This is a genomic window from Pseudomonas aylmerensis, from assembly GCF_001702265.1.
In the GTDB taxonomy this organism is placed as follows: domain Bacteria; phylum Pseudomonadota; class Gammaproteobacteria; order Pseudomonadales; family Pseudomonadaceae; genus Aquipseudomonas; species Aquipseudomonas aylmerensis.
Genome location: NZ_MAUE01000033.1, coordinates 20,556 through 46,686, shown reverse-complemented (window position 1 = coordinate 46,686; position 26,131 = coordinate 20,556). Strand labels below are relative to the sequence as shown.

Sequence of the window (26,131 nt, the reverse complement as noted above, 5' to 3'; positions counted from 1 at the left end):
GAGAAAGTCTTTCAGCGCATGAGTGGATGGCGGGTAACAGCGGATGGTCGAGGCGTTTGTCGAATCACGTTTCAAATTGATTCTTTCAGGTATGAATACCGACTTCCAGGTGCTGGCGTTTAAAGGCACTGAAGTCCTGGATCAGCCGTTTTTCATCCATGTGGAGTTGATCAGTGAGAATCCTTCGGTCGACCTGGAGGGGCTGCTTCAGCAGCCTGCCTATCTGGATTTCGCACAGGAGAGCGCAGGCTTGCACGGGCAGGTCTATGCCATTGGCCGGGATGATCCGGGTCGACGGCTCACCCGCTATCACCTGACCCTCGCACCGCGCCTGGCCAATCTCGCCCATCGGTTCGACCAGCGAATTTTCCAGCACCGCAGCGTGCCGCAGATCATTGCAGCCGTTCTCGAACACCACGGCATCCTGGCGGACGCATACGTGTTCGAGCTGGGCCCCGTGGTGTATCCGCCACGCACGTTCTGTGTGCAATACGCGGAAAGCGACCTGCACTTCATCCAGCGACTGTGTGAGGAGGAGGGCATTCACTATCATTTTCGCCACAGCGCCGACGCTCACCTCCTGGTATTCGGCGATGACCAGACGGTATTTCGCCGCTTGCCCGCGCAGCGCTACAGCGCGGCCGGCGGGCCACAGGCCGAGGCGCAGGTTATCCAGCGTTTCGATAGGCGCCTGGCCACACGCAGCCAGAAAACCGTGCGCCGCGATCGCGACTTCGAACACCCTGCACTGCGCCTGCAGGAGTACGCGGGACCAGCCTCGGCGCATCCCCTCGAGGACTATCGCTACCCGGCGGGGTTTACCGGGTATGCCCACGGCCGACGATTGGCGCGTCGGGCGTTGGAGCGTCATCAACGCGACCGCCATCGGGTGCTCGGCAAGAGTGATCAACCGGCGTTGCGCAGTGGGCATTTCCTCGAGCTGCGCGATCATCCCGACCCCGCGTGCAATGATCTGTGGCTGATCACGTCGGTACGCCACGAGGGGCGTCAACCGCAGGTTCTGGAGGAGGCGACCTCAGAGGCTGAGCAATTTACGGGCTACCGCAATCGCTTCACCGCGACACCTTGGCGAGCGGTGCACCGGCCGCCCCTCAACCATTCCAAACCGCTCCTTAACGGCAGCCAGACGGCAACTGTCACCGGGCCTGCCGGTGAAGAGGTCCATTGCGACATGTATGGCCGGGTGAAAGTACGCTTTCATTGGGACCGGCTGGACAAGGACGATGACAAGAGCAGTTGCTGGGTCCGGGTAGCGTCCAGTTGGGCCGGTGACGGATTTGGCGCCATGATGATCCCGCGAGTCGGCATGGAAGTGCTGGTGACGTTTCTTGAAGGTGACCCGGACCAGCCCTTGATCAGCGGTTGCCTGCCGAATGCGGCGAACAGGCCGGCCTATCCGTTGCCGCAGCACAAGACCCGCAGTGTGCTGCGCAGCCGCAGCGTCGTCGGCGACTCAGGCTCCAACGAGCTGTACCTCGAAGACCGGCGTGGCGAAGAACTCATCTACCTGCGCGCCCAGCGCGACCTGGAGCAGCAGGTTGGCCATGACAGCCGTCTGGAGGTGGTGGGGGAGCGACATGAAATCATCCGGGGCTTAAGCACCACTCACCTGGAAAACGAGGAGCATCGTCACGTTACCGGTGATCGCAAGGTTGTCCTCAAGGCGAGCGATCACCTGGAGGTGCAGGGCGATAGCCGCACTCACATTGGCCGGACCGTGGTGATCGAAGCTGGGCAACAGCTGCAACTGAAGGCGGGTGCCAGTCTGGTTATCCAAGCAGGCGCTCAGCTGAGCTTCCAGGCAGGTGGGGAGCACCTGGTGATTCAGGCAGGCGGTATTTTCAGCAGTCGCCCGATCACCCTTGGCGGCTCGCCGTCCGCGATTCAGTTGGCGGCTTCTGGAGAGCACGTGGACGCGCCGAAAGCCAGTGCGGAGCAGGGCGCGATCATGGCCCTGGCGCGCCAGTTGGGGGCCGATTTCTGCCCCGTCTGCGAATGTTGTCGTGAAAGCCTGGGTGATGTTCCGGGGAGGGCCGCTTGATGTCGAGCATGCCAGGCCAATGGATCGCCGAACAGCAGCAGGCCGGACGCCGGCTGTGTCTGATTCTCGAGGGCGACCACACGACGCATCAACCCCTGCTGTCAGTGCGCAGCCTGTTGCAGTATCGCCGCGTCTACGCCGAGACCACCGTGGCGCAATTGGCGCAGACAGGTCCGGTGATCATGCTGCTGGAGCACATGGACGAGCCCGCCTTACTCAACCTTCTACAAACGCCTGAAACGAACTGGGGCTGGCTGGGCAGCTTGCCGGACGAGGACTTGGTGTGCGTGACAGCCCATTGGCGCGAGCGCCTGTTGATCGGACCGAAGGGCGCCCAGGCGTTGTATCGCTTTCACGACAACCGCACGCTGGCACGCGCATTGGATCATTTGCCGGCGGAGGACTGGCCGGCATTCCTCGGCCCACTGGTCAGCCTGTGCTACTGGCACGAAGGTGGCTGGCGCTGCCGCGACAATCCAGCCCCCGGTGACTACCCGGTACCCGATCCAGCCCCTTGGCTGAACACGCCAAATCCAAACATCAGGGCCATCCTCCACGCCAATATCCTGCGCTACCTGTTGGCTGAACACAGTGAGGACCTGGCGGCATTGGTGGAATTCCACGACCCGAAAAACTGGTTGAGCCAAGTGCTTGAGCAAGCACGCGCATGGCAGTGGGACAGGCCGCAACAGCTGGAATTTCTCGTCGTGAGGCGCTTGGCAGAAACCATTCGTAGCAGCGTCTTCCAATGGTCGCCAAGGGTGGGTGAAACGCCCGTCGAGCACTTTGACCGCATGGTGAATCAGTGGCGTTTGATGGAGCAGCAGGATGTTTAGGCAAATCTGCAGGGCAGGGCTGGCGCTCTGTGTGATGGGGCTTTGGGGGTGTACGGCGAGGCCGGTGGACAGTTTCACGCTGGAGGTGGACTTGCCGGCGGAATTTGAACTTAAAACGGCCGCCAACTATAGGCCTGCCACGGGAGAGCTCTGCACCTTGCCACGGCGTCGAGGCAAGAGGCCGGAGCGAAAGGTGTTCTTTACCGAGTTCACGCCCGTGGCCAGTCGTGTGAGCTACCAGCTTCCCCTTACTGAAACGGTCGACGGTTGCCCACTGGTATTGCGCAATGTGGCGTTTGATTTCAATGCGAAGTGGGGGAAGCGCAGTACGGATGTCGGCGGGGCTTTTGGCGGCATTTCCATCCGCGATCTCTCGGAGATGGATAGGCCGGGGATGCCGGAATCGGGCGTCCAGGAGCTGTCCGGGCAATGCCAATGGTTGTTTCGAACGGCAGGGCCACAGCACGCGATTATCAAGGTTCTTAAATGCGAACCTTTGAGTGCAGTCGATCCACCGGATAAGTCCCGCACGGGCGGTGGTTTGGTACGAGGTGAGCTGGCAGGGAAAAAGGTACGGGTAAAGATAAGCCTGGCCGCCGAGGAACTGCCTTACATGGGCGACAATTGGGTTCGCTTTCCTAATGGATGGAAACGCTGCCTGGGAGACAATTTTGAGGACCTGTACGCTTTCTGCAACGGCAATACCGTCGACTTCAAACCCATAAAAATGCCCGATGGGCGAATTTGCGAGCTATATCCAACTTGTACTGAATAAGGATATCCAGTCATGGTGATAGAACGATCGAAGCACTCTTTTTTCAATGAAAAAATGCCCGTTTGCGCACTGGGTGGCGCCTGGCTGAGCTTCTGTCTGGTGGATGAGTCAGGGGATGGAAAACCCTACGGAGGACTCAGGTATGAGGTTTTTGACAGTGCCGGGGGATGTTACAAAGGGCGTTTGACCGAAGGGGGTTTTGCTAAGTTAGAGGGGCTTTGTAAAGGTCCCGTCGTGTTGGTTTTTGATGCTTCATCCGAAACGCGAGTTGGCTATTATTCGACATTGCAGCAGCGTAAAACCTACCCATTACCCATCACTGACTTGCAGATCCGCGCTGAACAAACACGCTTCTCAAACACGAATGGCCGCCCAACCGAGCGTCACCCTGCCGGGGAAAAAGCAGACCAGTTTTATCAGGTAGAAGTCAGCGATCTGGTTCGGCATATCGCGCATCTTCCCCCGGTGACACCCACGCCCCACCGCCCCAAGCGTCACGCACTGAAAATGATGGCCGACCTGGGCTTCGGCCCACCCCAGCCTAGCTTCGCGGGAGTCGTACTGTTCCCCGACAGGCACACTGTTCTCGAAGTGCGCCCGTTGCGAGCCCTGCGCCCGATCCTGTCCACGCAAGACGAATTCTGTGCCTTGAACCTGTATCAATTGGCCTTGTTCGCGGCGTTGAGTTACTGCGATTTCGGTCAGGCGCCGCCGAATCATCCCGTGGATGAGGTCCATTTTCCACTCGATCCCAGTGTCGGAAATCTATTCGCCGAGCAGTTGGCGGGCTACCAGGAAGCCTGGCGGATCGACCCGGACCACCCGCAGCGCTTTTATCCGCTCTATGAGGACGTACCTTACTCCCGGCGATTCGAGATCCTGCCTTTTGATCCTGAGTTGTACCCACAAAATCGTCCGGCGCTTGGGGACGAGCAGGAGCACCCCGCGCGCTTACATTTTTTCGATGATGAAAAATTCGGCACTGACACCCAGGCGTTCATCACTCACCACGAGGAGGTGATCCTGATTTCCGTGCGAGGCACCGTCAGCAATGCAGACGTGCTGCGGGATGCGAACGCCCATCAGGTTGCGTTCGCCGATGGTGTCGGCAAGGCCCATGAAGGTTTTTATCAGGCTTATCGGGCCATGCGTGATTTCGTGCTGCATTACCTAGGCCAATTTCACATCGGGCAACGCGTGATCATTTGCGGCCATAGCCTTGGAGGGGCAATAGCGTTGCTGCTGGCAGAAGGGCTGCGCCGTACTCCCGATCGTACCTACAACATCCTTCTCTACACCTACGGCGCCCCCCGTGCCGCGGATGCCGAGTTCACCCACGGCGCTTCGACCCTCGTCCACCACCGTATCGTCAACCACAACGACCCGGTGCCCAGCGTCCCGGCACCGTGGATGAACACCACCGCAAAACTCTGGGTTCCCGGCGCCATCACGCTATTCAGCCTGCCTACACCGGGCGGGTTGCTGTTCGCGGCTGGCCTGGTGCGTTTTGGCGGTAACCCCTACCAGCACCATGGTGAGCAGCAACACTTCATGCCGATCGTGCTGCCGGATGGCACGCACTCTTCCGTGTTGTGGAAGCCGGGTTGCGAGTCGATCCAGGAAGCCGGCTGCAATCGTGCGCTGCAGCTTCATGGCGACATGCCTGATCGTGACAACCTGTTAAAACAGCTGTTCCAGGCCAGTCAGCACTTCATGACCGCAAGCTACATTCCTGCCGCTTGGGCGACGTTGCGCCGCTGGCAACAAGCCGTGGACAGCAATAGCCCGCTGGTGACCGCGCGGGAGTTCGAATGGCTCGACCATGCGCTGGAGACCATGCGTCAGCAACTGCGCGATAAACGCCGCGAGCTCGCCCGTCGCCAGCCGATGAACGACCGTGCCTATGAGCACCACGAGCCGTTGAACGCCGAGATCGACCGTTTGCACACCAGCCGCGAGCGCCTCGAAACCCTGCGCTGGCGACGCCTGGAAGCGCGCGATGTCTATGGCAGTCAGGCCCAGGCCGCCCACTTGCAACCCAGCCTCAAGCGTTGGTTCAGCCACCGTGAAAACCACGCGCTGCCGCAAGTCGCCAGCATCCCTGCTCCCACGCAAACTGAGTGGGGCAGGGCGCAGCCGCTGGATATCGACGCCATCGTTTGAGCCGGGCCTTTACATAAACTCCACCTGGGCCGGCTGACGTTTCATCAACACTTGGCCATTGCGAATCGAGTACAGCGGCAGGCCCTGGCTGCGAATGACTTCGTAGTCGCTGTTGGCCGAGAGGATCAACAGGTTGGCCGGGCGCCCCGCGTCCAGGCCGTAACGGTCACCCAGGGCCATGGCCTTGGCGCTGTTGTCGGTCACCAGGTCGAGTGCGCTCTGCAGGTTGCGGTAGCCGAGCATATGGCAGATATGCAGCCCGGCTTCCAGCACGCGCAGGATATTGCCGTTGCCCAGCGGGTACCACGGGTCGACGATGGAGTCCTGGCCGAAACACACATTCATGCCGGCTTCCAGCAGCTCGTTGACCCGGGTCACGCCACGGCGTTTCGGGAAGGTGTCGAAGCGGCCTTGCAGATGGATGCTCTCGGTGGGGCAGGAGACGAAGCTGATGCCCGAATGCCCCAGCAGGCGGAAAAGTTTGGCGCAGTAGGCGTTGTCGTAGGAACCCATGGCCGTGGTGTGACTGGCGGTGACGCGGGCGCCCATGTCGCGGCTGCGGGCTTCTTCGGCCAGCACCTCGAGAAAGCGCGAGTGCGGGTCGTCGGTTTCGTCGCAGTGCACATCCACCAGGCAACCGGTGCGTTCGGCCAGGTCCATCAGGAACTTCACCGAGCTCACACCCTGGTCGCGGGTGTATTCAAAGTGCGGGATGCCGCCGATCACGTCGGCGCCGAGGCGAATGGCTTCTTCCATCAGCTCGCGGCCATTGCAATACGACTCGATGCCTTCCTGGGGAAAGGCGACGATCTGCAGGTCGATCAGGTGCGTGCTTTCTTCGCGCACTTCGAGCATGGCCTTGAGCGCGGTGAGGTCCGGGTCGGTGACGTCGACGTGCGTGCGCACGTGCTGGATACCGTGGGCGGCCAGGGCCTGAATGGTCTTTTTGGCGCGAGTCTTGGTGTCTTCCTGGGTGATGGTGGCTTTGCGCTCACCCCAGCATTCGATGCCCTCGAACAGGGTGCCGCTCATGTTCCAGCGCGGCTCGCCAGCGGTCAGGGTGGCATCGAGGTGAATGTGCGGTTCGACAAAGGGCGGGATCACCAGGTTGCCGCCGGCGTCGAGGTCGTCGACGCCCACTGCGGGCACGCTGGTTTGTGCGGTGATACTGGCGATCCGGCCGTGTTCCAGGTGCAGATCATGCAGGCCTTCACGGTTGCGCAGGCGGGCGTTGATGATGTGCATGGGCAAGTTCCTCTTGGATAACAACAATCAGGCAGACAGCCGCCAGATCATCAGGGCAATACCGATGTCCAGGCGGTCGTAGGCATTCTCCAGCGTCAGGCCACACAGGGCTTCGATTCGCTGGACGCGGTGTGTCAGGGTATTGCGGTGTACGGCCAGGCGCTGGGCCGCGGCCACAAGGTTACCATTCTCATGAAACCAGGCCTCCAGGGTCGGCATCAGGCTGGGGCCATGGTGCAGGTCGTGGCGCAGCAGCGGGCCCAGGCGTTCATTCAGGAACTGGTCGAGCAGCGCGCGATCACGCACACCGCTGAGCAGCTTGAGCACCCCCAGTTCGTCATACACGCAGAGCCCGGCGCGTTCGCTGAACCGGCGTGCCGCCGTCAACGCCTGGCGCGCCTCATCGTGAGCCTGGGCCAGGCGAGCAGGTGGGTGCGCGGCAGCGCTCAGGCCGATAAACACTTTCAGCGGCGCCAGGCGCAGGTTCAGCGGGTTCAGCCAATTGACCAGTTGCTGGCGATTGGCCAAGGCGGCGACGGCATCCGCGGCCGGCAGCAGCAGCGTCCATTGTCCGGCGCGGCCGAGTACCGGTAACACCGGCGACAGTTGGCGCAAGCGTCGACTGATGGCGTCGTGCTGCCGGGCCAACTGGGCCTCCACCTGCGCCGCGTCGTCCTGGGCAAACAGCAACTCGCTGCCTTCGAGCTGCAGTTGGGCCACCTGCCAGTGCCCGGCCAGCGACATGCCCAATTGCACGGCGCGGTGCAGCAATAGATCCAGGGATTGGTAATCGCCGGTCAGCAAACGCTCGAGTACATCGTGGCGCGAGCGGCCCAATTGTTCGGATTGAATCAACGCCGAACCGATCGCCTGGGTGACCAGCACCATCTTCAGCGAGTAGGGCTGCTCGATCAGCGGCATACCGGCGGCCTCGGCGGCGTCGAGTAAGCGCTGGGGTATCGCCTGGATATACGCCGGCCCCGTCAGGATCACCAAGCCGGCCACCTGCCGCTGACAGGCTTCATCCAGCAGTTGCAGCAAGTTGGCTTCATCCCGAGGGTGATTGATACCGGTGACGAACACCAGCTCACCGCCCAGCACCCACTCGGCGATCCCGCTGTTTTCCGCCACATACGGCCAGCGTACGACGTTGTCCAGGCCTGCCTCTGCGGCGCGCAGACGCATGGACGCAAGACCCGGCAAGGCCAGTACATCGGCAATCGTCAGGCTCATGCCGGGGCATCAGCCAGCGGTGCGCGAGCGCGCAGCACGGAGGTCAGCAGCATGTAAGTCAGCGATGCGGCCACGATGCCCACCAACGGCGCGACCCACGGCGAATTGAACGCCAGCACGGTGCCCACCGCATACGCGGCCAGCCCCGGCCAATTGAAAGCCGGCAGGCGTGCATCCGCCAGGCGCGGGTAGTGGCCGCGCCAGCGGTAGAAGAAGTCCGCCATGATGACCCCGCCGATCGGTGGAATCACGGTGCCCAGCAGAATCAGGTAGGGCACCAGCATGTCGTACATGCCCAGCAGCGCCAGCAGGGTGCCGATCACTGCTCCCGCCAGGGTCACGGTCTTGCGGCGTTTGGTGCGCAACAGATTGCAGCCGGCCACGGCGAAGTTGTAGATGGTGTTGTCCTGGGTGCTCCAGATATTCAGCAACAACATGGCCATTGCGGCCATGGCGAAGCCTTGCAGCAGCAACACTTCCACCACGTCGGGCTGTTGGTAGACGATCGCGCCATAGGCACCGATCAGCACCATCAAGCCATTGCCGATGAAGAAACCGATCAGGCTGGCCAGCACCGCGACCCGGGCCGAGCGCGAGAACCGCGTCCAATTGGTCGCCTGCGTCGCGCCGCTGACAAAAGTGCCGAACACCAGCGTGATCGCGGTGGACAGGTCCAGCTCAGCGGTCGGCACCACCGCCAGCAGTCCGTCCAACCCGCCGACTTTTACCGTGGCCACCCACATCGACAGAAACAGCAGGATGCCCATGGCCGGTACCGCGATGTAGGAAAGAATCTCCAACCCGCGATAACCCACGTAGGCGGTGGCGCAAAACACCAGGCCGAACAGCACCATCAATGCCAGCACACTGCCCTGGCTCAGTTCGAAATACTTGCCAAGCACCACGGCGGCGGTGGCGGTGCCCCAGGCATACCAGCCAATCTGAGTGAAACCGAGGATCAAGTCGCTGAGTTTGCTGCCCACTTCGCCAAAGCAGAAGCGCCCCATCAACACGGAGTTCAACCCGCTCTTGAACGCGATGTAACCCAGGCCTGCGGCGTATATACCCAGCAGCAGGTTACCCAGCGCCACCACGCCGAGCATATCGGTGAAGCTGAACGCGACCCCCAGCTTGCCGCCGGCGAACATGGTCGCGGTAAAAAAGGTGAAGCCCAGCAGCACCATGGCGGTAGACGCCAGGCCTTTGCGCGCATGCATGGGAACTTCGCTTAAGGGGTAGTCGTTGCCCGGTTCTTGCTGCGTCATGTCGGTACTCCCTGAATGAGTGACGCAGGCGTATTGCACCGCGCGTGCCAAATCACTCCCAGTGACAGGCGCACGGTCTGCACTGTGCAGCATGCACAGTATTTATAGCCAAACAGGCAGAAAAAGCGGGCAAGGGTGTTCGCAGTGCCCAGTCAGGCACGAAAGCGGTGCAGCCGTGATACAAATTGGATCAGTCGAACAGCGTGTGGGTGGTTTCGCCGCGATGAAAGGCAAATGCCGCCGCCAGATCACTCTCGATGGTGCGCCCCCGGGACAGCGGCGGCAGATCATCCAGGGCGAAAAAGCCCACGTCGGTGGTCTCGAACCCGGCCATTGGCGCCGCTTGGTCCACCCGCTCACACAGGAAATACAGCTTGTAGAAGTCGCGCACATCCGGCCGATACAAACCCTTGGCCTTGTGGGTGACGCTGTACAGTGCGCGCGCGGTAACGCTCAAGCCGGCTTCCTCGCGGATTTCCTTGATGATGTTTTCCGCTGCCGACAAGCCGATATCGGCATAACCGCCCGGCAGCGCCCAGCAGCCATCGGTCAGTTCGCGCACCAGCAGAATCCGGTCGCCCTCAATGACCGCGCCGCGCACGTCGATCATTGGCGTGGAATAGCGCTGGGCAAAATCCGAGACCAAGCCGGTGATGCGCTCCAGCGGCACGTTACCGAGTTGCGCCAACATGCTGTGGGCAATCTCGGCGATTTCCTCCAGGCGCTCGCGTTCGAAATCATCGGTGCAAAAATGCAGGCCCGTGGAGGCCAGCGCCTGCAGGCGTTTGGCTTGGGCCAGCCAGGTGTTTTCCATGCCTGTCTCCTAAAGGGGCTTGCCCATGTACACCCGGCGCAGGCCCTGTTCCTCGGCCCGGTGGGTTTCCACGTAACCCCGGCGGGTGTACAGCGCAAGGTTCTCGGTCATGGCTTCATTGGTGTAGAGGCGTATGGCGCTGTAACCCGCGTCGATGGCCTGGCGTTCGGCGAAGTCCATCAATACGCGGCCAAGACCAAGGCCCTGGGCCTGCGGGGCGACCGCCAGGTTATCCAGCAGCAGGGCGCTGTCGGTGTCTTGCAGGATGATAAAACCCTGGATCTGCCCGTCGTTGTCCAGCACATGCACACCGCCGCCCTCGACTCGCCGGCCGTAGTCTTCAAGCATCGGCCCGGGTTTGCGGCCGATACGCTCGATGTACGGTGAATAAGCGGCCTCGACGATGGCTTCAATGGCGGCAACATCATTGGGCGTGGCGGGGCGCAGCATTGCGGCGTGCTCCTGGTCGGCTGGAGCCACGACTGTAAGGGAGCAGGGCATAAAAAAACCACCGCCAGGGTGGTTTTTTCATCTCGCCGGCTTACTCGCCGCGATAGATGCAGCCGCTGGTGCAGGTTTCATGGATGCGGATCGCACTGAGTTCCGGCAGCAGGGGTTTGAGCTCATTCCAGATCCACTTGGCCAACACTTCGCTGGTCGGGTTTTCCAGGCCGGGGATGTCGTTGAGGTAGTTGTGGTCGAGGCGTTCGTAGAGCGGCTTGAAAATCGCCTTGATCTCCGAGAAGTCGCGAATCCAGCCGGTATGCGGATCCAGGTCGCCGCTCAGGTGGATCGCCACCTTGAACGAATGCCCGTGCAGGCGCCCGCATTTGTGGCCTTCGGGTACGTGGGGCAGGCGGTGGGCGGACTCGAAGGTAAACTCTTTGAAGATTTCCACAGTATTTTCAGCTCGGTCAGTATCTGGCAGGCGGCGAGTTTAACAGTTTGATTCGCCGCCGCGCATACCGCTGGGTCAAAGTGGCTGCAGGTGTTCGCCCAGCTCGCCGTTATCGGCCAAGCGCAGAAACTCATCGCCGAGCCGCCGGCTCTCGCTCATTGCGGTTTGCCAGTATTTGTTGCGGCTCGGGTCGTCGCCCATGAAACGCTTGAAGTCGCTGCGGTCCGGCAGTTTGCCGTGGGGCAGGCGTGCCAGGTAATCCCGGGACGGCGCCAGCAGCAACACATCCTGCAAGCCTTGTTGATTGCTGCGCCGCCACGGCAGGCCCTTGTCGAACCAGCCGGGGATGACCCGGTCGGTGAAGTGCGGGTACAGCACAATGTCGTCGCCGTGGTAGGGCAGGTCGAGGTGGTAGTCCAGCAGGCCGCCGTCGCGGAAAGTGCCGGCACCCGCGCCGGGCAGGTCACGCACACCTTGCATGACCATGGGGATCGAGCCCGACGCCAACAGCGCCTGGCGCAGGTTGCCGAGTTCCAGGTTGACGAAGCGCGACGGGAAATCCTTCAGCGCATGCACCGGCGGCGCCTGGCGTGGGTCGTGGATGATCAGCCGCTCGAAGTGCCGCGCCAGCCGCGCCCGCCCGCGCAGATTGTCGGCAATCACCGACGACAGGCCCAGGCCCAGCCGTCCGCGATGGTCATCGGCGAGCAGGCCATGGCTCTTGACCACCATGATGTTCAGGCGATAGTCGGGGTTGTCCAGCACCCGCGCGTCGCGGCCGGCCAGCAGGTCGTCGAGCATGCGCTGGCAACTGCGGCTGACCTCGGCCATGGTCACGCCCTTGGCAAAGCGCTGTTCGTTGTAGAGGCGGCCAAGGTCCAGCAGGCCTTGCACCGGGTCGGGCAGGCAGGCACTGGCAAACCGCCAGGAGCCAATCGACGCACCGATCAGCGCGCGCTCGCGAGGCGCGCGTGGCAGCCAGTCGCCGAACAGCGCCAGGTCCAGGCCCTGGATTCCGAGTGCCTTGGGCCCGCCGGCCGCACCGGGGAGAATGCCCACATCCGCAGGCGCCAGGCCCCGTTCACGAATGCGCGCAAAGGCGCGGGTGCCTGCCTTGAGCGTCAGGGCGGGGAATTTGATGTGGATGGCTGTCATACCGGTCTCTGTTGAAGCAAGCAGGGCATTATAGGAAATCTCAGCCGATGTGGGAAAAACGCAGTCCGGCGAAATTGCCATGGTGGCAATTCAGTTTCAGTTAAGTTGCAGCAGGTACCGTTACCGGCGTAGGAAAAACATCGTGTAACGGAGACTCCTCATGAAGCGCCTCACAGCTCTGGCCGCCGCCGTTATCATCGCCATCACGGCGAGCCGGGCCGGAGCCGTGGACCCGGACAAATCACTGACCGTGCCCGCCACTGTTACAATTGTCGCTTTCGATCAACTCGACGCTACGGCCCTGGCCCTGCACCCCGGCTCGACGCTGCTGGACACCGATCTGGACGAGGCCTACGGCAAGTTTGTCTACGAGGTCGAACTCAAAGATGCCGACGGCATTGAGTGGGATATTGAATTGGACGCGCTCACCGGGCAGGTTCTCAAGAATCATCAGGATACGTAATGAAGGTAAATTTACCCGCCGGCAGTCGAGTGGCACTGGTGCTCATGGTTTTCTGCTCGAGCCTGGCGGCCCGCGACCTCAATCAGGATGAAGCCCTGGCGCTGCGCCAGCAGGGTGTGATCCTGCCGCTGGAGCAACTGTTGCAGCAGGCCATGGCGCGCTACCCCGGCTCGCGGCTGCTGGAGGCTGAGCTGGAGAAAAAGCATGGCAAATATGCCTATGAAGTCGAACTGGTGACCACCGAAGGGGTGGTACGCGAGATCAAGCTGGACGCAAGTACCGGTGTGCTGATCAAAGACGAGGAAGACTGATGCGCCTGCTCCTGGTGGAAGACAACGTACCCCTGGCCGATGAACTGCTCGCCGGCCTGCAGCGCCAGGGCTATGCCGTCGATTGGCTGGCCGATGGCCGCGACGCCGCCTATCAGGGCCGTAGCGAACCCTATGACTTGATCATCCTCGACCTCGGCCTGCCGGGGCTGCCCGGGCTTGAAGTACTGGCGCAATGGCGTGCCGCCGCGCTGGCTACCCCGGTGTTGATTCTCACCGCCCGTGATTCCTGGGCCGAGCGTATCGAAGGGCTCAAGGCCGGCGCCGACGATTACCTGAGCAAACCTTTTCACCCCGAAGAGTTGCACCTGCGCATCCAGGCACTGTTGCGCCGTTCCCATGGGCAGGCCAACCAACCGACCTTGCAAGCTGCCGGTCTGCATCTGGATGAAGGCCGTCAATGCGTGCTGCGCGATGGCGACGAGATCCAGCTGACCGCCGCCGAATTCCGCTTGTTGCGCTACTTCATGCTGCACCCCGAACAGATCCTCTCGAAAAGCCACCTAGCCGAGCACTTGTATGACGGCGAAACCGAGCGCGACTCCAACGTGCTGGAAGTGCACGTCAACCACCTGCGCCGAAAGTTGGGGCGCAGCGTGATTGAAACCCGGCGTGGCCAGGGTTATCGATTTGGCGCCAGCCCTGCATGAAGTCGATCCAGCGACGCCTGAGCCTGGGCTTGATCAGCGTGATGGTGATCGTCGGCGTAGTGCTGGCGCAGACCAGCCTGTGGTTGTTCGAAGCCGGCTTGCAGCGCTACCTGGAAGCGGGCCTGCGCAACGACGCCGAGAACCTGCTGGTGGCGCTGGTGCGTGGGCCCAACGGCGTGCAGCTGGATGAACAGCGCCTGTCGCCGGCTTACCAACGGCCGTTTTCCGGGCATTACTTTCGGATCGACTTTGCCGATGTCCACTGGCGTTCGCGCTCGTTGTGGGACCAGGAACTGCCCCAACTGCCCGAGGCCGGTCTCAAGGGCAATCTGCAACTGGGGCCGGAAGGCCAGCAACTGCTGGTGCTGCGTTCGGACTACAAACGCTTTGGCCAGCCGATTTCCATCAGCGTGGCCCAGGACTACACGCCGGTGCGCGAAAGCTTTCGCCTGATGCGTCAGATCGGCCTGGTACTCGGGCTGGCGGCGTTGCTGCTGGTGTTGATCCTGCAACGTGTCACCGTACGCCGCGCCTTGCGCCCGCTGGAAACCGCGCGCAACCAGATCGCGCAATTGCAGCAGGGCCAGCGTTCGCAGCTCGACACCCAGGTGCCGCTGGAGCTGGAGCCCCTGGTGGCACAGATCAACCACCTGCTGGCGCATACCGAAGACAGCCTCAAGCGTTCGCGCAACGCCCTTGGCAACCTTGGGCACGCCCTGAAAACCCCGCTGGCGGTGCTGTTGAGTGCCGCTTCAAGCGAGGCGCTCAAGGATCATCCCGAACTGAGCAAGCTGCTGCGTGACCAGTTGGAGCAGGTGCAGCAACGTCTGAATCGTGAACTCAATCGCGCGCGCCTGGCCGGTGAAACCCTGCCAGGTGCGTTGTTCGACTGTGAAAAGGAACTGCCCGGCCTGCTCGCCACCCTCAACATGATCCACGGCGAGCACCTGGACCTCAGCTACCAGGTGGCTCCAGGCCTGCATTTGCCCTGGGACCGTGAGGACCTGCTCGAACTGCTCGGCAATTTGCTGGACAACGCCTGCAAATGGGCGGATGCCGAAGTGCGGCTGAGCATCAGTGAGACTCCGCAGGGTTATCTGCTGGCGGTCGAGGATGACGGCCCCGGCATTCCGGAAACCCAGCGTGACCAGGTGTTCAGCCGTGGCGCGCGCCTGGATGAGCAGATTGACGGCCATGGCCTGGGGCTGGGGATCGTGCGCGATATCGTCGAGGTGTGGGGCGGGGTGTTGCAACTGCAGGAGTCCGAGCTTGGCGGGCTCAAGGCGCTGATCGAACTGCCCAGACGCCAGGGCTGAGGCATACCCCAATCCCCTGTGGAAGCGGGCTTGCCCGCGAAGGCGGTGTGTCAGTGGATGTATTCGGTGGCTGATCCACCGCTTTCGCAGGCAGCTCCCACATTTGATCTGCGTACACACGGGACCCCAAGCCATACCCGGATCCCCTGTGGGAGCGGGCTTGCTCGCGAAGGCGGTGTGTCAGTGGATGCATTCGGTGGCTGACCCACCGCTTTCGCAGGCAAGCCAGCTCCCACATTTGATCTCCATACACCCGGATCCCCGAGTCATACCCGGACTCCCCTGTGGGAGCGGGCTTGCTCGCGAAGGCGGTGTGTCAGTGGATGCATTCGGTGGCTGACCCACCGCTTTCGCAGGCAAGCCAGCTCCCACATTTGATCTGCGTACACACGGGACCCCAAGCCATACCCGGATCCCCCTGTGGGAGCGGGCTTGCTCGCGAAGGCGGTGTGTCAGGTGATGCATTCGGTGGCTGATCCACCGCTTTCGCAGGCAAGCCAGCTCCCACATTTGATCTGCATACACCCGGGACCCCGAGTCATACCCGGACTCCCCTGTGGGAGCGGGCTTGCTCGCGAAGGCGGTGTGTCAGTGGATGCATTCGGTGGCTGACCCACCGCTTTCGCAGGCAAGCCAGCTCCTACCTTTGATCTTCATTCACCCGAGACCCCGAGTCATACCCCACAGCGGATCTACTTCAACCTTCAGACCCGGAATTGATCCATCAACCCCTGCTGTTGGTTCGCCAGGCTGTTCAGTGCCTGGCTGACGCGCGCGGATTCATTGGCCTGCTCGGACAGCGATTCGGTCACATCGCGAATCGTCGCCACGTTGCTGTTGATCTCCTCGGCCACCGCGCTTTGCTCTTCGGCGGCGCTGGCGATCTGCAGGTTCATGTCGCTGATCACCGTGACCGCCTCGCCAATCTGGCGCAGGGCGGTGACGGCCTCGCCGACTTGTTCGACGCTGCCCTGGGCCTGGCGATAGCTGTTGCCCATGGCGCCGACCACATCGGTGGTGCCGCTCTGCAATTGCTCGATGACCAGGCGGGTTTCTTCCACCGATTCCTGGGTGCGGCGTGCGAGGTTGCGCACTTCATCAGCGACCACGGCAAATCCGCGACCGGCCTCACCGGCGCGGGCGGCTTCGATGGCGGCGTTGAGCGCCAGCAGGTTGGTCTGCTCGGCAATGCCGCGAATCACTTCCAGCACCGAGCCGATTTTCTCGCTGTTGGCGGCCAGGCCTTCGACCTGGGTCATGGCGGTGCTCATGTCTGCCGCCAGGTGTCCGATATTGGTGGTGGTGCGATCGATCACCGTCAGGCCTTCGCGGGTGGCCTGGTCGGCATCGCGTGCGGCCTGGGCCGCCTGGGCAGCGCTGCGGGCGACGTCCTGGGCGGTGGCGCTCATCTCATGGGAGGCAGTGGCCACCTGGTCGACCTGGCGGTATTGCTGTTCCATGCCGGCGCTGGTTTCGGTGGCGATTGCGGCGGACTGGTCGGCCGTGCCACGTGCATCCTGCACCGAGCGTTTGACCTCGGCTATGATCGGCTGCAGCTTGTCGAGAAAGCGGTTGAACCAGCCCGCCAGTTGGCCCAGTTCATCTTTCTTGTCGTAGGCCAGGCGCCGGGTCAGGTCGCCTTCGCCACTGGCGATGTCTTCGAGCATGTGCGCTACGCCGAGGATCGGGCGAGTCACGCTGCGGGCCATCAGCCACACCAGGATCAGGCCGAGCACGGCGGCGAGCAGTCCCAGGCTCAGTTCCAGCAAGGTGCCCCGGGTGTTGTCGGCGTCCATCTGGGCTTTCAGCGCTTCGGCAGGGCCGACCAGGACTTTTTCCGGCACATCCAGCAACACACCCCACGGCTTGCCGTCGGGAATCGGTGCAAACGGTGCCAGTACCTTGAGTTGGTGGTCGGTACGCAGGCTGCGGATCTGCGTGCTGCTGGCCAGGGCGCTGATCAGTTGCGCACCGCTGGCGCTGTCGACCTGGTCCAGGCGCTGGCTGAGTTTGCTGGCGTCCGCGCTGTAGCCGGCGAGCAGGCCGGTCGGGCTGAGGATGCTGACTTGGGTCTGGCCGTCGTAGAGCTTCTGGCTGGCGCGTTGGCTGATGGCCTGCAGGCTATTGAGGTTGATGTCCACCGACAACGAGGCGATGACTTTGCCGTTGACCATCAAGGGGAACACGATGCTGGTCATCAGCACGTTCTGCCCGTCGATCACATAGAAGTAGGGCTCGATCACGCACGGCTTGAGCGTGGTGCGCGGGCAGGTGAACCAGGCATTGGCCTTTTCACCGCTGGGGCCGACGGAGGTGTCGGACATGTCGCTTTCCGGCAGCGGCATCGAGGTCAGCTTGCCAGGCGTCGGTTGCGACCAATACAGGGCAAAGCGGCCCTTGTCGTTGCTGCCCAGTTCAGCCTGGTTGGCGAACAGCTCGTCCTTGCCGTCCAGCGCATTGGCTTCGAACACCAGCGACAGGCCGAGCAGGTCCGGGTTGGCCTGCAGCGCGGCCTTGACCTGGCGGGTCAGGTCTTCGCGGGTGTCGAAGGCGTCGAGGAAGCGCTTTTCGGCCTGTTCGCGCAAAAACAGTACCTGACGGGAAAAACCATGCCCGTATTGATAGGCGTCCATGAATTGCTGGCGGATGCCCAGCGCCTGCACTTCACCCTGAGCCTCGATGCGCGCCTGGGCGGCCTCATCGAGCATTTGCATGCTGGAGGCTTTGACCTGCTCGGAGCTCTGCGCCATGCGATACAGCGACAGACCCACCAGCAGGGTCACGATCCCCAACAGGCAAAGGCCGGCGAGCAGGGTGATTTTCCATTGAATGGACAGCTGTCTGAGGGACATCGAGGAGCATCCTTAACCTGAAAACACAGAGAGCCTTTGTATCGGCCGCCGTGGAACTTTCTTTATTCAAACGTTCAATTTAAACCTTAAACCGGCGTCGTTTTTTGACATGCAGCCCTGCCTGCTGCAAAGTGCGCGCCCTCTAATAAGACCTCCTTCAAGCCTGCACGCTGGCAGCCACCCCTTGGCCGCCCGGGCGCGGGCATGCCTGTTTTTTATGTTTCTGCTTGAGGTAACCATGATTAACGCAGTCATCGCCGCGGTCGGCACCATGCTGGTGCTCAGCTTGTCCCGCGTGCATGTGGTCATCGCCATCATTGTCGGCGCCCTGGTTGGCGGGCTTACCGGTGGCCTGGGTATCGAGGCCACGCTCAAGGCCTTTAATGGCGGCTTGGGCGGCGGCGCGACTGTGGCGTTGTCCTACGCCTTGCTCGGCGCTTTCGCGGTGGCGATTGCCAAATCCGGCCTGGCCCACGCCTTGGCAGACAAGGCCCTGCTGCTGGTCGACCGCCAGGAAGCCACCGGCGGCAGTCACGTCAAATGGCTGTTGATCGGCCTGCTGTGGGTGGTGGCGATTGCCTCGCAGAATATTCTGCCGATCCACATCGCGTTTATCCCGCTGCTGGTGCCGCCGCTGCTCTACGTGTTGACCAAGCTGCAACTGGACCGCCGCCTGATCGCCTGCGTGATGACTTTCGGCCTGATCACCCCGTATATGTTCCTGCCGGTGGGCTTCGGCAATATTTTCCTCAACCAGATCCTGCTGGCCAATGTGGCCAAGAGCGGCGTGGATATCAGCCAGGTCAACGTCACCCACGCCATGGGCTTGCCCGCGCTGGGCATGGTCGTTGGCCTGCTGGTGGCGGTGTTTGTCAGCTACCGCAAGAAGCGCGTGTATGACCTGGAGAAAATCGAGCGGGTCGAGCAGGTCGCGGTGCAGTACAACCCGCTGACCCTGCTGGTGGCTGGCCTGGCGATTGCCGCGGCGTTCATCATCCAGCTGTGGCTGGACTCGATGATCATCGGCGCCCTGGCCGGGTTCCTGATTTTCTCGGTGTCGGGCATCGTGCGCTGGCGCGACACCGACGACCTGTTTACCGAAGGCATGAAGATGATGGCCATGATCGGCTTCATCATGATCGCCTCGTCGGGGTTTGCCGAAGTGCTCAAGGCCACCGGCGACGTGCGTTCGCTGGTGGAAGCCTCGGCGGCGTTCATCGGCCATAGCCGTGGCGTCGGCGCGTTGTTGATGTTGCTGGTGGGGCTGCTGGTGACCATGGGCATCGGCTCGTCGTTTTCCACGGTGCCGATCCTGGCCGCTATCTTCGTGCCACTGTGTGTGCAACTGGGCTTCAGCCCGCTGGCCATCGTGTGCATCGTCGGCACCGCCGGGGCCCTGGGCGATGCCGGTTCGCCTGCCTCGGATTCAACCCTCGGCCCGACCTCCGGCCTGAACATCGACGGCCAGCACCACCATATCTGGGACACCGTGGTGCCGACGTTCCTGCACTACAACATCCCGCTGCTGGCGTTCGGCTGGCTGGCCGCGATGACCCTCTGACACACCGCCGTTCCGTAGGAGCCGGCTCCTACAGATCCCAGGCGCATGGCCGATAACCTCTCAAGTCGCCACTAATAAGAGAGAAAAGCCATGCGTCTGAGTTTGAAGGCCAAAGTCCTGTCCCTCGCCGTTGTGCCGGTGTTGCTGTTTGCCGTGGTGATCAGCCTGACCACCGTGTGGATCCTGCAAGGCCAGGCACGCAACGAAGTGGATGAAACCCGCCAGCGCCTGCTCAACGACGCCAAGGCGACCCTGCAGAGCTACGTCGAAGTGGCCATGACCACCATCAAGCCGCTCTACGACGCGGCGGCTCCCGGCGATACGGCCGCGCGGGCCCAGGTGGTCAAGCTGCTGTCCAACACCAGCTACGGCAAGGACGGCTACTTCTTCGGCTACGACTCCGAGACCATTCGCCTGTTCAAGGGCAACAGCCCCGACGGCGTGGGCAAGAGCTTCAAGGACAACCGCGACCCCAACGGTGTCTACGTCAACCGCGACCTGGTCAAGGTCGGCAAGGACGGTACGCACTACCTGCAATACAGCTCGACCCAGCCCGGCCAGACCGAACTGGTGCCCAAGCTCGGCTACACCGAATACCTGCCGAAGTGGGACATGGTCATCGGTACGTCGGTGAACCTGGACGGCATCGAAGCCCAGGTGGCGGTGGTCGAGGCCAAGGTGAAAACGCGCATGGAAGGCGTATTGCTGAGCATCCTCGGCGTGGCCGTGGTGGTGCTGCTGGTGATCGCTGCCGTCGGCATGCTGCTGGCCAACGCTATCCTGCGCCCGCTGCACTTGATGAAAGCCAACCTCGACGACATCGCCGCCGGTGATGGCGACCTGACCCGTCGCCTGGACATCACCAGTCAGGATGAACTGGGCGACCTGGCCGGCGCATTCAACCGCTTTGTCGACAAGATCCACGGCCTGGTGCGCCAGATCACCGAGATGACCAGCCAACTCACCGGCCTGGTCAGCCAGGTCTCCGACCAGGCCCAACGCTCGGAACAGGCCATGGAGCGCCAGCGTCACGAGACCGACCAGGTCGCCACCGCGATCAATCAGATGTCATCCGCCGCCCAGGAAGTCGCGCGCAGTGCCCAGGGCGCCTCGGTGGCCGCGCAGCAGACCGATGTCGAAGGCCAGGCCGCCAAGCGTGTGGTCGATGGCAGCATTGCGCAGATCCATGCGCTGGTGAGCGACATCCGCAGCAGCGGCGTGTCCCTCGACAGCCTGCAGCAGGACGTGTCGTCGATTGTCAGCGTGCTCGGCGTAATCCGCTCGATCGCCGAACAGACCAACCTGTTGGCGCTCAACGCAGCGATTGAAGCCGCGCGAGCAGGCGAGGCCGGGCGCGGGTTTGCGGTGGTCGCCGACGAAGTGCGTGCACTCGCCAGTCGCACCCAGACCAGCACCCAGGAAATCCAGGGCATGATCGACCGCCTGCAAAAAGGCACCGTGGCTGCCGTCGACGCCATGCGCCGCTCCAGCGATGCGGGCGACGGCACCTCGGCCCAGGCCAATGAAGCCGGGGCGTCGCTGGACACCATGGCCCAGTTGATCGGCACCATCAATTCGATGAACGCGCAGATCGCCAGCGCCGCCGAAGAACAGACCGCCGTGGCCGAGGAGATCAACCGCAGCGTGCATCAGATTGCCGTGGCAGTCGACAGCGTGGCCGATGAAACCCAGCGGGGCGCCCAGACCTCGCGCAGCCTGGCGGATTTGGGCCAGCGCCTGGGGCAACTGGTGGGGCAGTTCCGCATCTGAGCAACCATAGCTTGGGCGTATGTCTGCCTAACGTTAATACGAATATACCCATCACAGCGCCTCAGTGAGACTTGAGCCCCAACCACAACAGGGGCTCATCTCATGTCACCTCCCGACCCGCTTCAGCGCCTGGCTGAACTCGACACCAACACCGTCTCCGACGCCCTCGACTTCCTGCAACTGCCGGGCGCCGTGGTGGGCATCCGCCCGTTGTGGGACTGCCCAAAGGTGGTCGGCCGCGCCAGCACGGTCAAACTGGCACCCAAGACCGACGCCGCGCCCGGCGTGCACCTGATCTCGCCGGTGATCGACGCAATCACCACGGATGACCGCGTGCTGGTGATCGCCGGGGGCCTCGATGGCATCTCGTGCTGGGGTGACATCATCGCCAATGCCGCCGTGGCCAAGGGCATTCGCGGTTCGGTGATCGACGGTTTCAGCCGCGATATCGACGGCAGCGTGTCCATCGGCTACCCGGTCTACGGACGTGGGGTGACCATGATCAGCGCGCGCAATCGCGTGGTGCAGGTCGATTCCGGCGTGACCATCCGCGTCGGCGGCGTGGACGTTGCGCAGGATGACTACGTGATCGCCGACCGCTGCGGCAGCGTGTTTATCCCGGCTGCGGTGATCGACCAGGTGCTGGCGTTGAGCGAGCGCATCGCCGCCCGTGAAGCGGGGATGATCGATGCCGTGCGCAGCGGTCGTTCGGTCGCCGACGTGATGCATGACCGCCAATTTGAAGCCATCCGCGTGGAGCCTGCCCGATGAACGATCAACAGCTTGTCGCCCTGTTCGAAGGGCTCGACACCCCGGGCGTCTCGGATGCCATGGACAAACTGGGCATCGCCGGCCATTGCCTGGGAATCGCACCGCTGGATAATTACTCCGGCACCGTGGTGGGCCCGGCGTTCACCGTGCAATACGTACCGGCCAGCATGCCGCCGGGTTCGGTCGGCGACTTTATCGAGGACGTGTTGCCGGGGGATGTGGTGGTGATCGCCAATGCCGGTCGGACTGACTGCACTGTGTGGGGCGACATCATGACCCAGTACGCCGGCAGCCGTGGCATCGCGGCGACGGTGATCGATGGCGTGTGCCGCGACGTCAGCAAGGCCTTGGGCGACGGTTACCCGCTGTTTACCCGAGGCCGCTACATGCGCACCGGCAAGGACCGTGTGCAAGTCCTGGCGGTGAACCAGCCGGTGGCTATCAGCGGCGCCCGTGTGTGTGCGCGCGACATCGTGGTGGCCGATGCCAATGGCGTGCTGTTGGTGCCCCGGGCGCGTGCCGAGGAAGTCGCGCGTACCGCCCGCCAGATCGAGGCCGTCGAATCGCAGATCCGGGCGCAGATCGAAGCCGGCAAGACCCTCAGGCAGGCCCGTGAATCCCTGGGCTATCACACCTTGCAGAGGAAGGACGCGTGAATACTCTGAACAAGCGCCTGGCCCAGGCCAAGCCTTCCGCCACGTACCGCATCATCGACCGCGTGGCCGCCCGCCGTGCCGAAGGTGCGAAGATCATCTCGCTGTGCGCCGGTGAGCCGGATTTCGACACGCCGGAGCACATTCGCCAGGCCGGTATCGACGCGATCCGCAACGGCCAGACGCGCTACACCCAGGTCGCCGGTGTACGCGCCTTGCGTGAAGCCGTGGCGGATAAATTCCACCGTGAAAATGGCCTGGACGTGAACTGGCAGGACACCCTGGTGAGCAACGGCGGCAAGCATGTGATCTACAACGCGCTGGCGGCCACGCTGAACGAAGGCGACGAGGTGATCGTGCCCGCGCCGTATTGGGTCAGTTACCCGGAAATGGTCGAGTTGTGCGGCGGCACGGCGAAGATCGTGGCGTGCAGTGCCGAAGACGCTTTCAAGTTGACGCCCGCCGCGCTGGACCAGGCGATCACCCCCAGCACGCGCTGGCTGATCCTCAATTCGCCGTCCAATCCGACCGGCGCGGTGTACAGCCGCGAGGAGCTGCAGGCCCTGGCGCAGGTAGTGTTGCAGCATCCCCATGTGCTGGTGCTGGCGGACGATATCTACGAGCACTTGCTGTTCGACGGGCAAACCTTCCACACCCTGGCGCAAGTGGAACCTCGGTTGGCACCGCGCGTGCTGACCATGAACGGCGTGTCCAAGGCCTACGCCATGACCGGCTGGCGCATCGGTTTCGCCACCGGGCCGCGCTGGTTGCTGGAGGCCATGGAAAAACTCCAGGGCCAGCAGACCTCGGGAGCCAGTGCGATTTCCCAGCAGGCCGCCATCGCGGCATTGAACGGCCCGCAGGCTTTTCTCCAGCAGTCGCGGGCGGTGTTCGAGGCGCGTCGGGACTGGGTGGTGGCTTTTCTGAATGCCACACCGGGTTTGGAGTGCCTGAAACCTTCGGGTGCGTTCTACGCCTTCGCGTCCTGCGCCGGCCTGCTCGGTCGTACCACACCTGGCGGCACGCTGCTGCGCACCGATGAAGACGTGGCGCACGCGCTGCTCGACGAAGCCAATGTGGCGGTGGTACACGGCAGTGCGTTCGGCCTGGCGCCGTACCTGCGCATTGCCTATGCGCTGGATGAGGATTCCTTGCGCCAGGCGTGCGAAGCGATCCGCCGGTTTTGCCTGGCGACCCGCTAGAGGTCGCGCATCAGCAGGCCAAACTGCAGTTCCATCTCGGCGGGCAGGGGCACATACACCGTGTGCCCATCCCCCGGCGCTACTTTGATGGCTTCGCCCTGGGCGTTGTGCAGGGTGGCCAGGTCAAAGTGAAAGTTGCCGGTGGGCGTCATCAATTCCAGGTGGTTGCCCACGGCAAAGCGATTCTTGACCTTGACCTCGGCCAGTTCGCCGCGCCGCTCGCCGGTCAACTCGCCGACAAACTGCTGGCGCTCCGAGACTGAGCTGCCGTTCTGGTAGTTCTGGTATTCGTCGTGCACATGGCGGCGCAGGAAACCTTCGGTGTAGCCGCGCTGGGCCAGCGACTCCAGGTCGGTCATCAGGCTGCGGTCGAATTCACGGCCGGCCACCGCATCATCAATGGCACGGCGATACACCTGGGTGGTGCGCGCGCAGTAGAAGTGGGATTTGGTCCGGCCTTCGATCTTCAGCGAATGCACGCCCATCCGGGTCAGGCGCGCCACATGCTGCACCGCGCGCAAATCCTTGGCGTTCATGATGTAGGTGCCGTGTTCGTCTTCGAAAGCGGGCATCTGCTCATCCGGACGGTTGGCTTCCTGCAGCAGGAAGACCTGGTCGGTCGGGGTGCCGATCCCCAGCGTCGGTTCGAATGCCTGGACGATATCGCCGGTGGTATTTTCCACGGCCGGCGTGGCCTGGTACTTCCAGCGGCAGGCATTGGTGCAGGTGCCCTGGTTGGCGTCGCGTTTATTCATGTAGCCCGAGAGCAGGCAGCGCCCGGAATAGGCCATGCACAGGGCACCGTGGACGAACACTTCCAGCTCCATGGCTGGCACCTGCTGGCGGATTTCGTCAATTTCCTCCAGGGAAAGCTCGCGCGACAAAATGATCCGGCTGATGCCTTGTTGCTGCCAGAACTCCACGCTGGCCCAATTCACCGTGTTCGCCTGCACCGACAGGTGGATCGGCATCCACGGGTAGTTGCGGCGCACCAGCATGATCAGCCCCGGGTCGGACATGATCAGCGCATCCGGGCGCATGGCGATCACGGGCGCGAGGTCCTTGAGGAAGGTCTTCAGCTTGGCGTTGTGCGGCGCGATATTCACCACCACGTAGAAGCGCTTGCCCAGCGCGTGGGCTTCCTCGATACCCAGGGCCAGGTTGGGGTGATCGAACTCGTTGTTGCGCACGCGCAGGCTGTAGCGCGGCTGGCCGGCATAGACCGCATCGGCGCCGTAGGCGAAGGCGTAGCGCATGTTTTTCAGGCTGCCCGCGGGGGCGAGCAGTTCAGGGGCTGGCAGTGGGGAGGCAATCGCAGGGAGCATGGGCGTGGGTCGCAAAAGGGCGCGAGGGTAGTGCAGGTGGGCCGGCGGTTTATTGATCCAGGTCGTCCTTTGGCGATTTTGTATCGCTGTGTATCGCCAGCTAGGTGTGGACACAGACGTGATACCTCCGGGGCGTTCAATGGCGCTCCCCGTCTCCACAAGGTCATCCCCATGCGACTTATCACGGCCGTGTTTGCCGGCCTGCTGCTGGCTTTCGCGCTGATTTCCAGCCAGGTGGCAGGCAATGAGAGCAACGAGCCCCAGGGCGCCATGCCGTCGCTGGCCGGGGCGGTCGAATGGCTCAACTCACCGCCGCTGACACCCGAGATGCTCAAGGGCAAAGTGGTGCTGGTGGATTTCTGGACCTACGACTGTGTCAACTGCCGCCGGGCGCTGCCGCACGTCAAGGCCTGGGCCCAGCGGTATGCACGGGACGGCCTGGTGGTCATTGGCGTGCACACCCCGGAATATGCCCACGAGCACATCATCACGAATGTCAGGGAGCAGGTGCGCAAGCTGGGCATCACCTACCCGGTCGCGATCGACAATAACTATGCGATCTGGCGCAATTTCGATAATCAGTACTGGCCCGCGCATTACCTGATCGATGCCCAGGGCCAGGTGCGCTACAGCCACTTCGGCGAGGGCCGGTATGACGCGCAGGAGGCCATGATCCAGGCGCTGTTGCGTGAGGCGGCGGGCCATTGAAGATTGCGGTCTATGCTGGTGGGATAAAGGATGGCACTCCCAGGTTTCGCAGTGGACTAAGCAACAGGGCCTACACAGGCCCTCT

General features: G+C 62.7%; 22 protein-coding genes and 3 pseudogenes. 15 read left to right on the top strand and 10 right to left on the bottom strand.

Annotated elements, in window-relative coordinates; translation table 11 throughout:
* Positions 1-43: 43 nt before the first annotated feature.
* The 4 genes from tssI to BBG20_RS22235 are packed head-to-tail and all read left to right on the top strand — an operon-like array spanning position 44 to position 5,836.
* Positions 44-2,062: a type VI secretion system tip protein TssI/VgrG gene (gene tssI, locus BBG20_RS22250; RefSeq protein WP_065907171.1), complete on the top strand. Its 2,019-nt coding sequence runs from the start codon at positions 44-46 to the stop codon at positions 2,060-2,062.
* The gene (locus tag BBG20_RS22245) at positions 2,062-2,898 is read left to right on the top strand and encodes a DUF4123 domain-containing protein (RefSeq protein ID WP_065907170.1); all 837 of its coding nucleotides are present in this window, start codon (positions 2,062-2,064) and stop codon (positions 2,896-2,898) included. The genes tssI and BBG20_RS22245 overlap by 1 nt, the downstream gene beginning before the upstream one ends.
* Positions 2,891-3,673 (top strand): hypothetical protein, encoded by a 783-nt coding sequence (locus tag BBG20_RS22240; RefSeq protein WP_065907169.1) that lies wholly within the window; start codon positions 2,891-2,893, stop codon positions 3,671-3,673. The genes BBG20_RS22245 and BBG20_RS22240 overlap by 8 nt, the downstream gene beginning before the upstream one ends.
* A gap of 12 nt (positions 3,674-3,685) precedes the next feature.
* The gene (locus tag BBG20_RS22235) at positions 3,686-5,836 is read left to right on the top strand and encodes a lipase family protein (protein WP_065907167.1); all 2,151 of its coding nucleotides are present in this window, start codon (positions 3,686-3,688) and stop codon (positions 5,834-5,836) included.
* A 9-nt stretch (positions 5,837-5,845) separates the two neighbouring features.
* Here the strand turns inward: BBG20_RS22235 and codA are convergent, their stop codons facing one another.
* The 7 genes from codA to BBG20_RS22200 form a co-directional block, all read right to left on the bottom strand.
* On the bottom strand, positions 5,846-7,081 hold the full coding sequence (gene codA, locus BBG20_RS22230; protein WP_065907166.1) for a cytosine deaminase: 1,236 nt from the start codon (positions 7,079-7,081) through the stop codon (positions 5,846-5,848).
* Between the two features lie 27 nt (positions 7,082-7,108).
* Positions 7,109-8,314, bottom strand: coding sequence for a PucR family transcriptional regulator (locus BBG20_RS22225; protein ID WP_065907163.1), 1,206 nt, complete (start codon positions 8,312-8,314; stop codon positions 7,109-7,111).
* Entirely contained in the window at positions 8,311-9,579 is a 1,269-nt protein-coding gene (codB, locus tag BBG20_RS22220; protein ID WP_065907159.1) for a cytosine permease, read from the bottom strand. The genes BBG20_RS22225 and codB overlap by 4 nt, the downstream gene beginning before the upstream one ends.
* Positions 9,580-9,769: 190 nt before the next feature.
* Positions 9,770-10,393: an NUDIX hydrolase gene (locus BBG20_RS22215; protein WP_065907157.1), complete on the bottom strand. Its 624-nt coding sequence runs from the start codon at positions 10,391-10,393 to the stop codon at positions 9,770-9,772.
* Positions 10,394-10,402: 9 nt separating this feature from the next.
* Positions 10,403-10,843, bottom strand: coding sequence for a GNAT family N-acetyltransferase (locus BBG20_RS22210; RefSeq protein ID WP_065907155.1), 441 nt, complete (start codon positions 10,841-10,843; stop codon positions 10,403-10,405).
* 91 nt (positions 10,844-10,934) lie between these two features.
* Positions 10,935-11,291 (bottom strand): 6-carboxytetrahydropterin synthase QueD, encoded by a 357-nt coding sequence (gene queD / locus BBG20_RS22205; RefSeq protein WP_003190259.1) that lies wholly within the window; start codon positions 11,289-11,291, stop codon positions 10,935-10,937.
* A 75-nt stretch (positions 11,292-11,366) separates the two neighbouring features.
* The gene (locus BBG20_RS22200; RefSeq protein WP_065907154.1) at positions 11,367-12,446 is read right to left on the bottom strand and encodes a patatin-like phospholipase domain-containing protein; all 1,080 of its coding nucleotides are present in this window, start codon (positions 12,444-12,446) and stop codon (positions 11,367-11,369) included.
* A 160-nt stretch (positions 12,447-12,606) separates the two neighbouring features.
* Between BBG20_RS22200 and BBG20_RS22195 the strand changes: the two genes are divergently transcribed.
* The 4 genes from BBG20_RS22195 to BBG20_RS22180 are packed head-to-tail and all read left to right on the top strand — an operon-like array spanning position 12,607 to position 15,204.
* Positions 12,607-12,909 carry a PepSY domain-containing protein gene (locus tag BBG20_RS22195; RefSeq protein ID WP_065907152.1) on the top strand — a complete coding sequence of 101 codons (303 nt, stop codon included), beginning with the start codon at positions 12,607-12,609 and terminating at the stop codon, positions 12,907-12,909.
* Complete coding sequence (locus BBG20_RS22190) at positions 12,909-13,220, top strand: PepSY domain-containing protein (RefSeq protein WP_065907150.1); 312 nt, start codon at positions 12,909-12,911, stop codon at positions 13,218-13,220. The genes BBG20_RS22195 and BBG20_RS22190 overlap by 1 nt, the downstream gene beginning before the upstream one ends.
* Positions 13,220-13,888, top strand: coding sequence for a response regulator transcription factor (locus BBG20_RS22185; protein WP_027603141.1), 669 nt, complete (start codon positions 13,220-13,222; stop codon positions 13,886-13,888). The genes BBG20_RS22190 and BBG20_RS22185 overlap by 1 nt, the downstream gene beginning before the upstream one ends.
* Positions 13,885-15,204 (top strand): sensor histidine kinase, encoded by a 1,320-nt coding sequence (locus BBG20_RS22180; protein WP_065907144.1) that lies wholly within the window; start codon positions 13,885-13,887, stop codon positions 15,202-15,204. Before BBG20_RS22185 ends, BBG20_RS22180 begins: the two co-directional genes overlap by 4 nt.
* Before the next feature lie 704 nt (positions 15,205-15,908).
* Here the strand turns inward: BBG20_RS22180 and BBG20_RS33555 are convergent.
* The gene (locus BBG20_RS33555; RefSeq protein WP_371920707.1) at positions 15,909-16,664 is read right to left on the bottom strand and encodes a methyl-accepting chemotaxis protein; all 756 of its coding nucleotides are present in this window, start codon (positions 16,662-16,664) and stop codon (positions 15,909-15,911) included.
* 102 nt (positions 16,665-16,766) lie between these two features.
* Positions 16,767-16,913 (bottom strand): annotated as a pseudogene (locus BBG20_RS33550) (HAMP domain-containing protein); the annotation flags it as partial.
* A gap of 1,384 nt (positions 16,914-18,297) precedes the next feature.
* Here BBG20_RS33550 and BBG20_RS22170 point away from each other — a divergent pair.
* From BBG20_RS22170 to BBG20_RS22150, 6 genes and pseudogenes are all read left to right on the top strand, one after another.
* Positions 18,298-19,617, top strand: a complete 1,320-nt coding sequence (locus tag BBG20_RS22170) for a Na+/H+ antiporter family protein (RefSeq protein WP_162946149.1) — start codon at positions 18,298-18,300, stop codon at positions 19,615-19,617.
* 90 nt (positions 19,618-19,707) lie between these two features.
* Positions 19,708-20,529 (top strand): annotated as a pseudogene (locus tag BBG20_RS33545) (cache domain-containing protein); the annotation flags it as partial.
* Positions 20,530-20,565: 36 nt separating this feature from the next.
* Positions 20,566-21,387, top strand: coding sequence for a methyl-accepting chemotaxis protein (locus tag BBG20_RS33540; protein ID WP_371920706.1), 822 nt, complete (start codon positions 20,566-20,568; stop codon positions 21,385-21,387).
* A 102-nt stretch (positions 21,388-21,489) separates the two neighbouring features.
* The gene (locus tag BBG20_RS22160; protein ID WP_065907136.1) at positions 21,490-22,158 is read left to right on the top strand and encodes an RraA family protein; all 669 of its coding nucleotides are present in this window, start codon (positions 21,490-21,492) and stop codon (positions 22,156-22,158) included.
* Entirely contained in the window at positions 22,155-22,814 is a 660-nt protein-coding gene (locus BBG20_RS22155; protein WP_065907135.1) for an RraA family protein, read from the top strand. Before BBG20_RS22160 ends, BBG20_RS22155 begins: the two co-directional genes overlap by 4 nt.
* Positions 22,811-24,013: a pyridoxal phosphate-dependent aminotransferase gene (locus BBG20_RS22150; protein WP_065907134.1), complete on the top strand. Its 1,203-nt coding sequence runs from the start codon at positions 22,811-22,813 to the stop codon at positions 24,011-24,013. Before BBG20_RS22155 ends, BBG20_RS22150 begins: the two co-directional genes overlap by 4 nt.
* Here BBG20_RS22150 and trhP read toward each other — a convergent pair.
* Positions 24,010-25,338, bottom strand: coding sequence for a prephenate-dependent tRNA uridine(34) hydroxylase TrhP (gene trhP / locus BBG20_RS22145; protein ID WP_065907133.1), 1,329 nt, complete (start codon positions 25,336-25,338; stop codon positions 24,010-24,012). The two genes, BBG20_RS22150 and trhP, sit on opposite strands and share 4 nt — an antisense overlap.
* Before the next feature lie 261 nt (positions 25,339-25,599).
* On the opposite strand from trhP, the pseudogene BBG20_RS22140 reads away from it, so the two are divergent.
* Positions 25,600-26,046, top strand: a pseudogene (locus BBG20_RS22140) (thioredoxin family protein); the annotation flags it as partial.
* Between the last annotated feature and the right edge of the window lie 85 nt (positions 26,047-26,131).

Bases quoted from the DNA above. Each gene is read 5' to 3' on its own strand.
- BBG20_RS22225 (WP_065907163.1), bottom strand. From the start codon at position 8,314: ATGAGCCTGACGATTGCCGATGTACTGGCCTTGCCGGGTCTTGCGTCC.
- trhP (WP_065907133.1), bottom strand. From the start codon at position 25,338: ATGCTCCCTGCGATTGCCTCCCCACTGCCAGCCCCTGAACTGCTCGCC.
- BBG20_RS33540 (WP_371920706.1), top strand. From the start codon at position 20,566: ATGACCAGCCAACTCACCGGCCTGGTCAGCCAGGTCTCCGACCAGGCC.
- BBG20_RS22155 (WP_065907135.1), top strand. From the start codon at position 22,155: ATGAACGATCAACAGCTTGTCGCCCTGTTCGAAGGGCTCGACACCCCG.
- BBG20_RS33555 (WP_371920707.1), bottom strand. From the start codon at position 16,664: ATGGAACAGCAATACCGCCAGGTCGACCAGGTGGCCACTGCCTCCCAT.
- BBG20_RS22195 (WP_065907152.1), top strand. From the start codon at position 12,607: ATGAAGCGCCTCACAGCTCTGGCCGCCGCCGTTATCATCGCCATCACG.
- BBG20_RS22215 (WP_065907157.1), bottom strand. From the start codon at position 10,393: ATGGAAAACACCTGGCTGGCCCAAGCCAAACGCCTGCAGGCGCTGGCC.
- codB (WP_065907159.1), bottom strand. From the start codon at position 9,579: ATGACGCAGCAAGAACCGGGCAACGACTACCCCTTAAGCGAAGTTCCC.
- BBG20_RS22245 (WP_065907170.1), top strand. From the start codon at position 2,062: ATGTCGAGCATGCCAGGCCAATGGATCGCCGAACAGCAGCAGGCCGGA.
- BBG20_RS22235 (WP_065907167.1), top strand. From the start codon at position 3,686: ATGGTGATAGAACGATCGAAGCACTCTTTTTTCAATGAAAAAATGCCC.
- codA (WP_065907166.1), bottom strand. From the start codon at position 7,081: ATGCACATCATCAACGCCCGCCTGCGCAACCGTGAAGGCCTGCATGAT.
- BBG20_RS22185 (WP_027603141.1), top strand. From the start codon at position 13,220: ATGCGCCTGCTCCTGGTGGAAGACAACGTACCCCTGGCCGATGAACTG.
- BBG20_RS22160 (WP_065907136.1), top strand. From the start codon at position 21,490: ATGTCACCTCCCGACCCGCTTCAGCGCCTGGCTGAACTCGACACCAAC.
- BBG20_RS22200 (WP_065907154.1), bottom strand. From the start codon at position 12,446: ATGACAGCCATCCACATCAAATTCCCCGCCCTGACGCTCAAGGCAGGC.
- BBG20_RS22180 (WP_065907144.1), top strand. From the start codon at position 13,885: ATGAAGTCGATCCAGCGACGCCTGAGCCTGGGCTTGATCAGCGTGATG.
- BBG20_RS22210 (WP_065907155.1), bottom strand. From the start codon at position 10,843: ATGCTGCGCCCCGCCACGCCCAATGATGTTGCCGCCATTGAAGCCATC.
- tssI (WP_065907171.1), top strand. From the start codon at position 44: ATGGTCGAGGCGTTTGTCGAATCACGTTTCAAATTGATTCTTTCAGGT.
- BBG20_RS22190 (WP_065907150.1), top strand. From the start codon at position 12,909: ATGAAGGTAAATTTACCCGCCGGCAGTCGAGTGGCACTGGTGCTCATG.
- BBG20_RS22240 (WP_065907169.1), top strand. From the start codon at position 2,891: ATGTTTAGGCAAATCTGCAGGGCAGGGCTGGCGCTCTGTGTGATGGGG.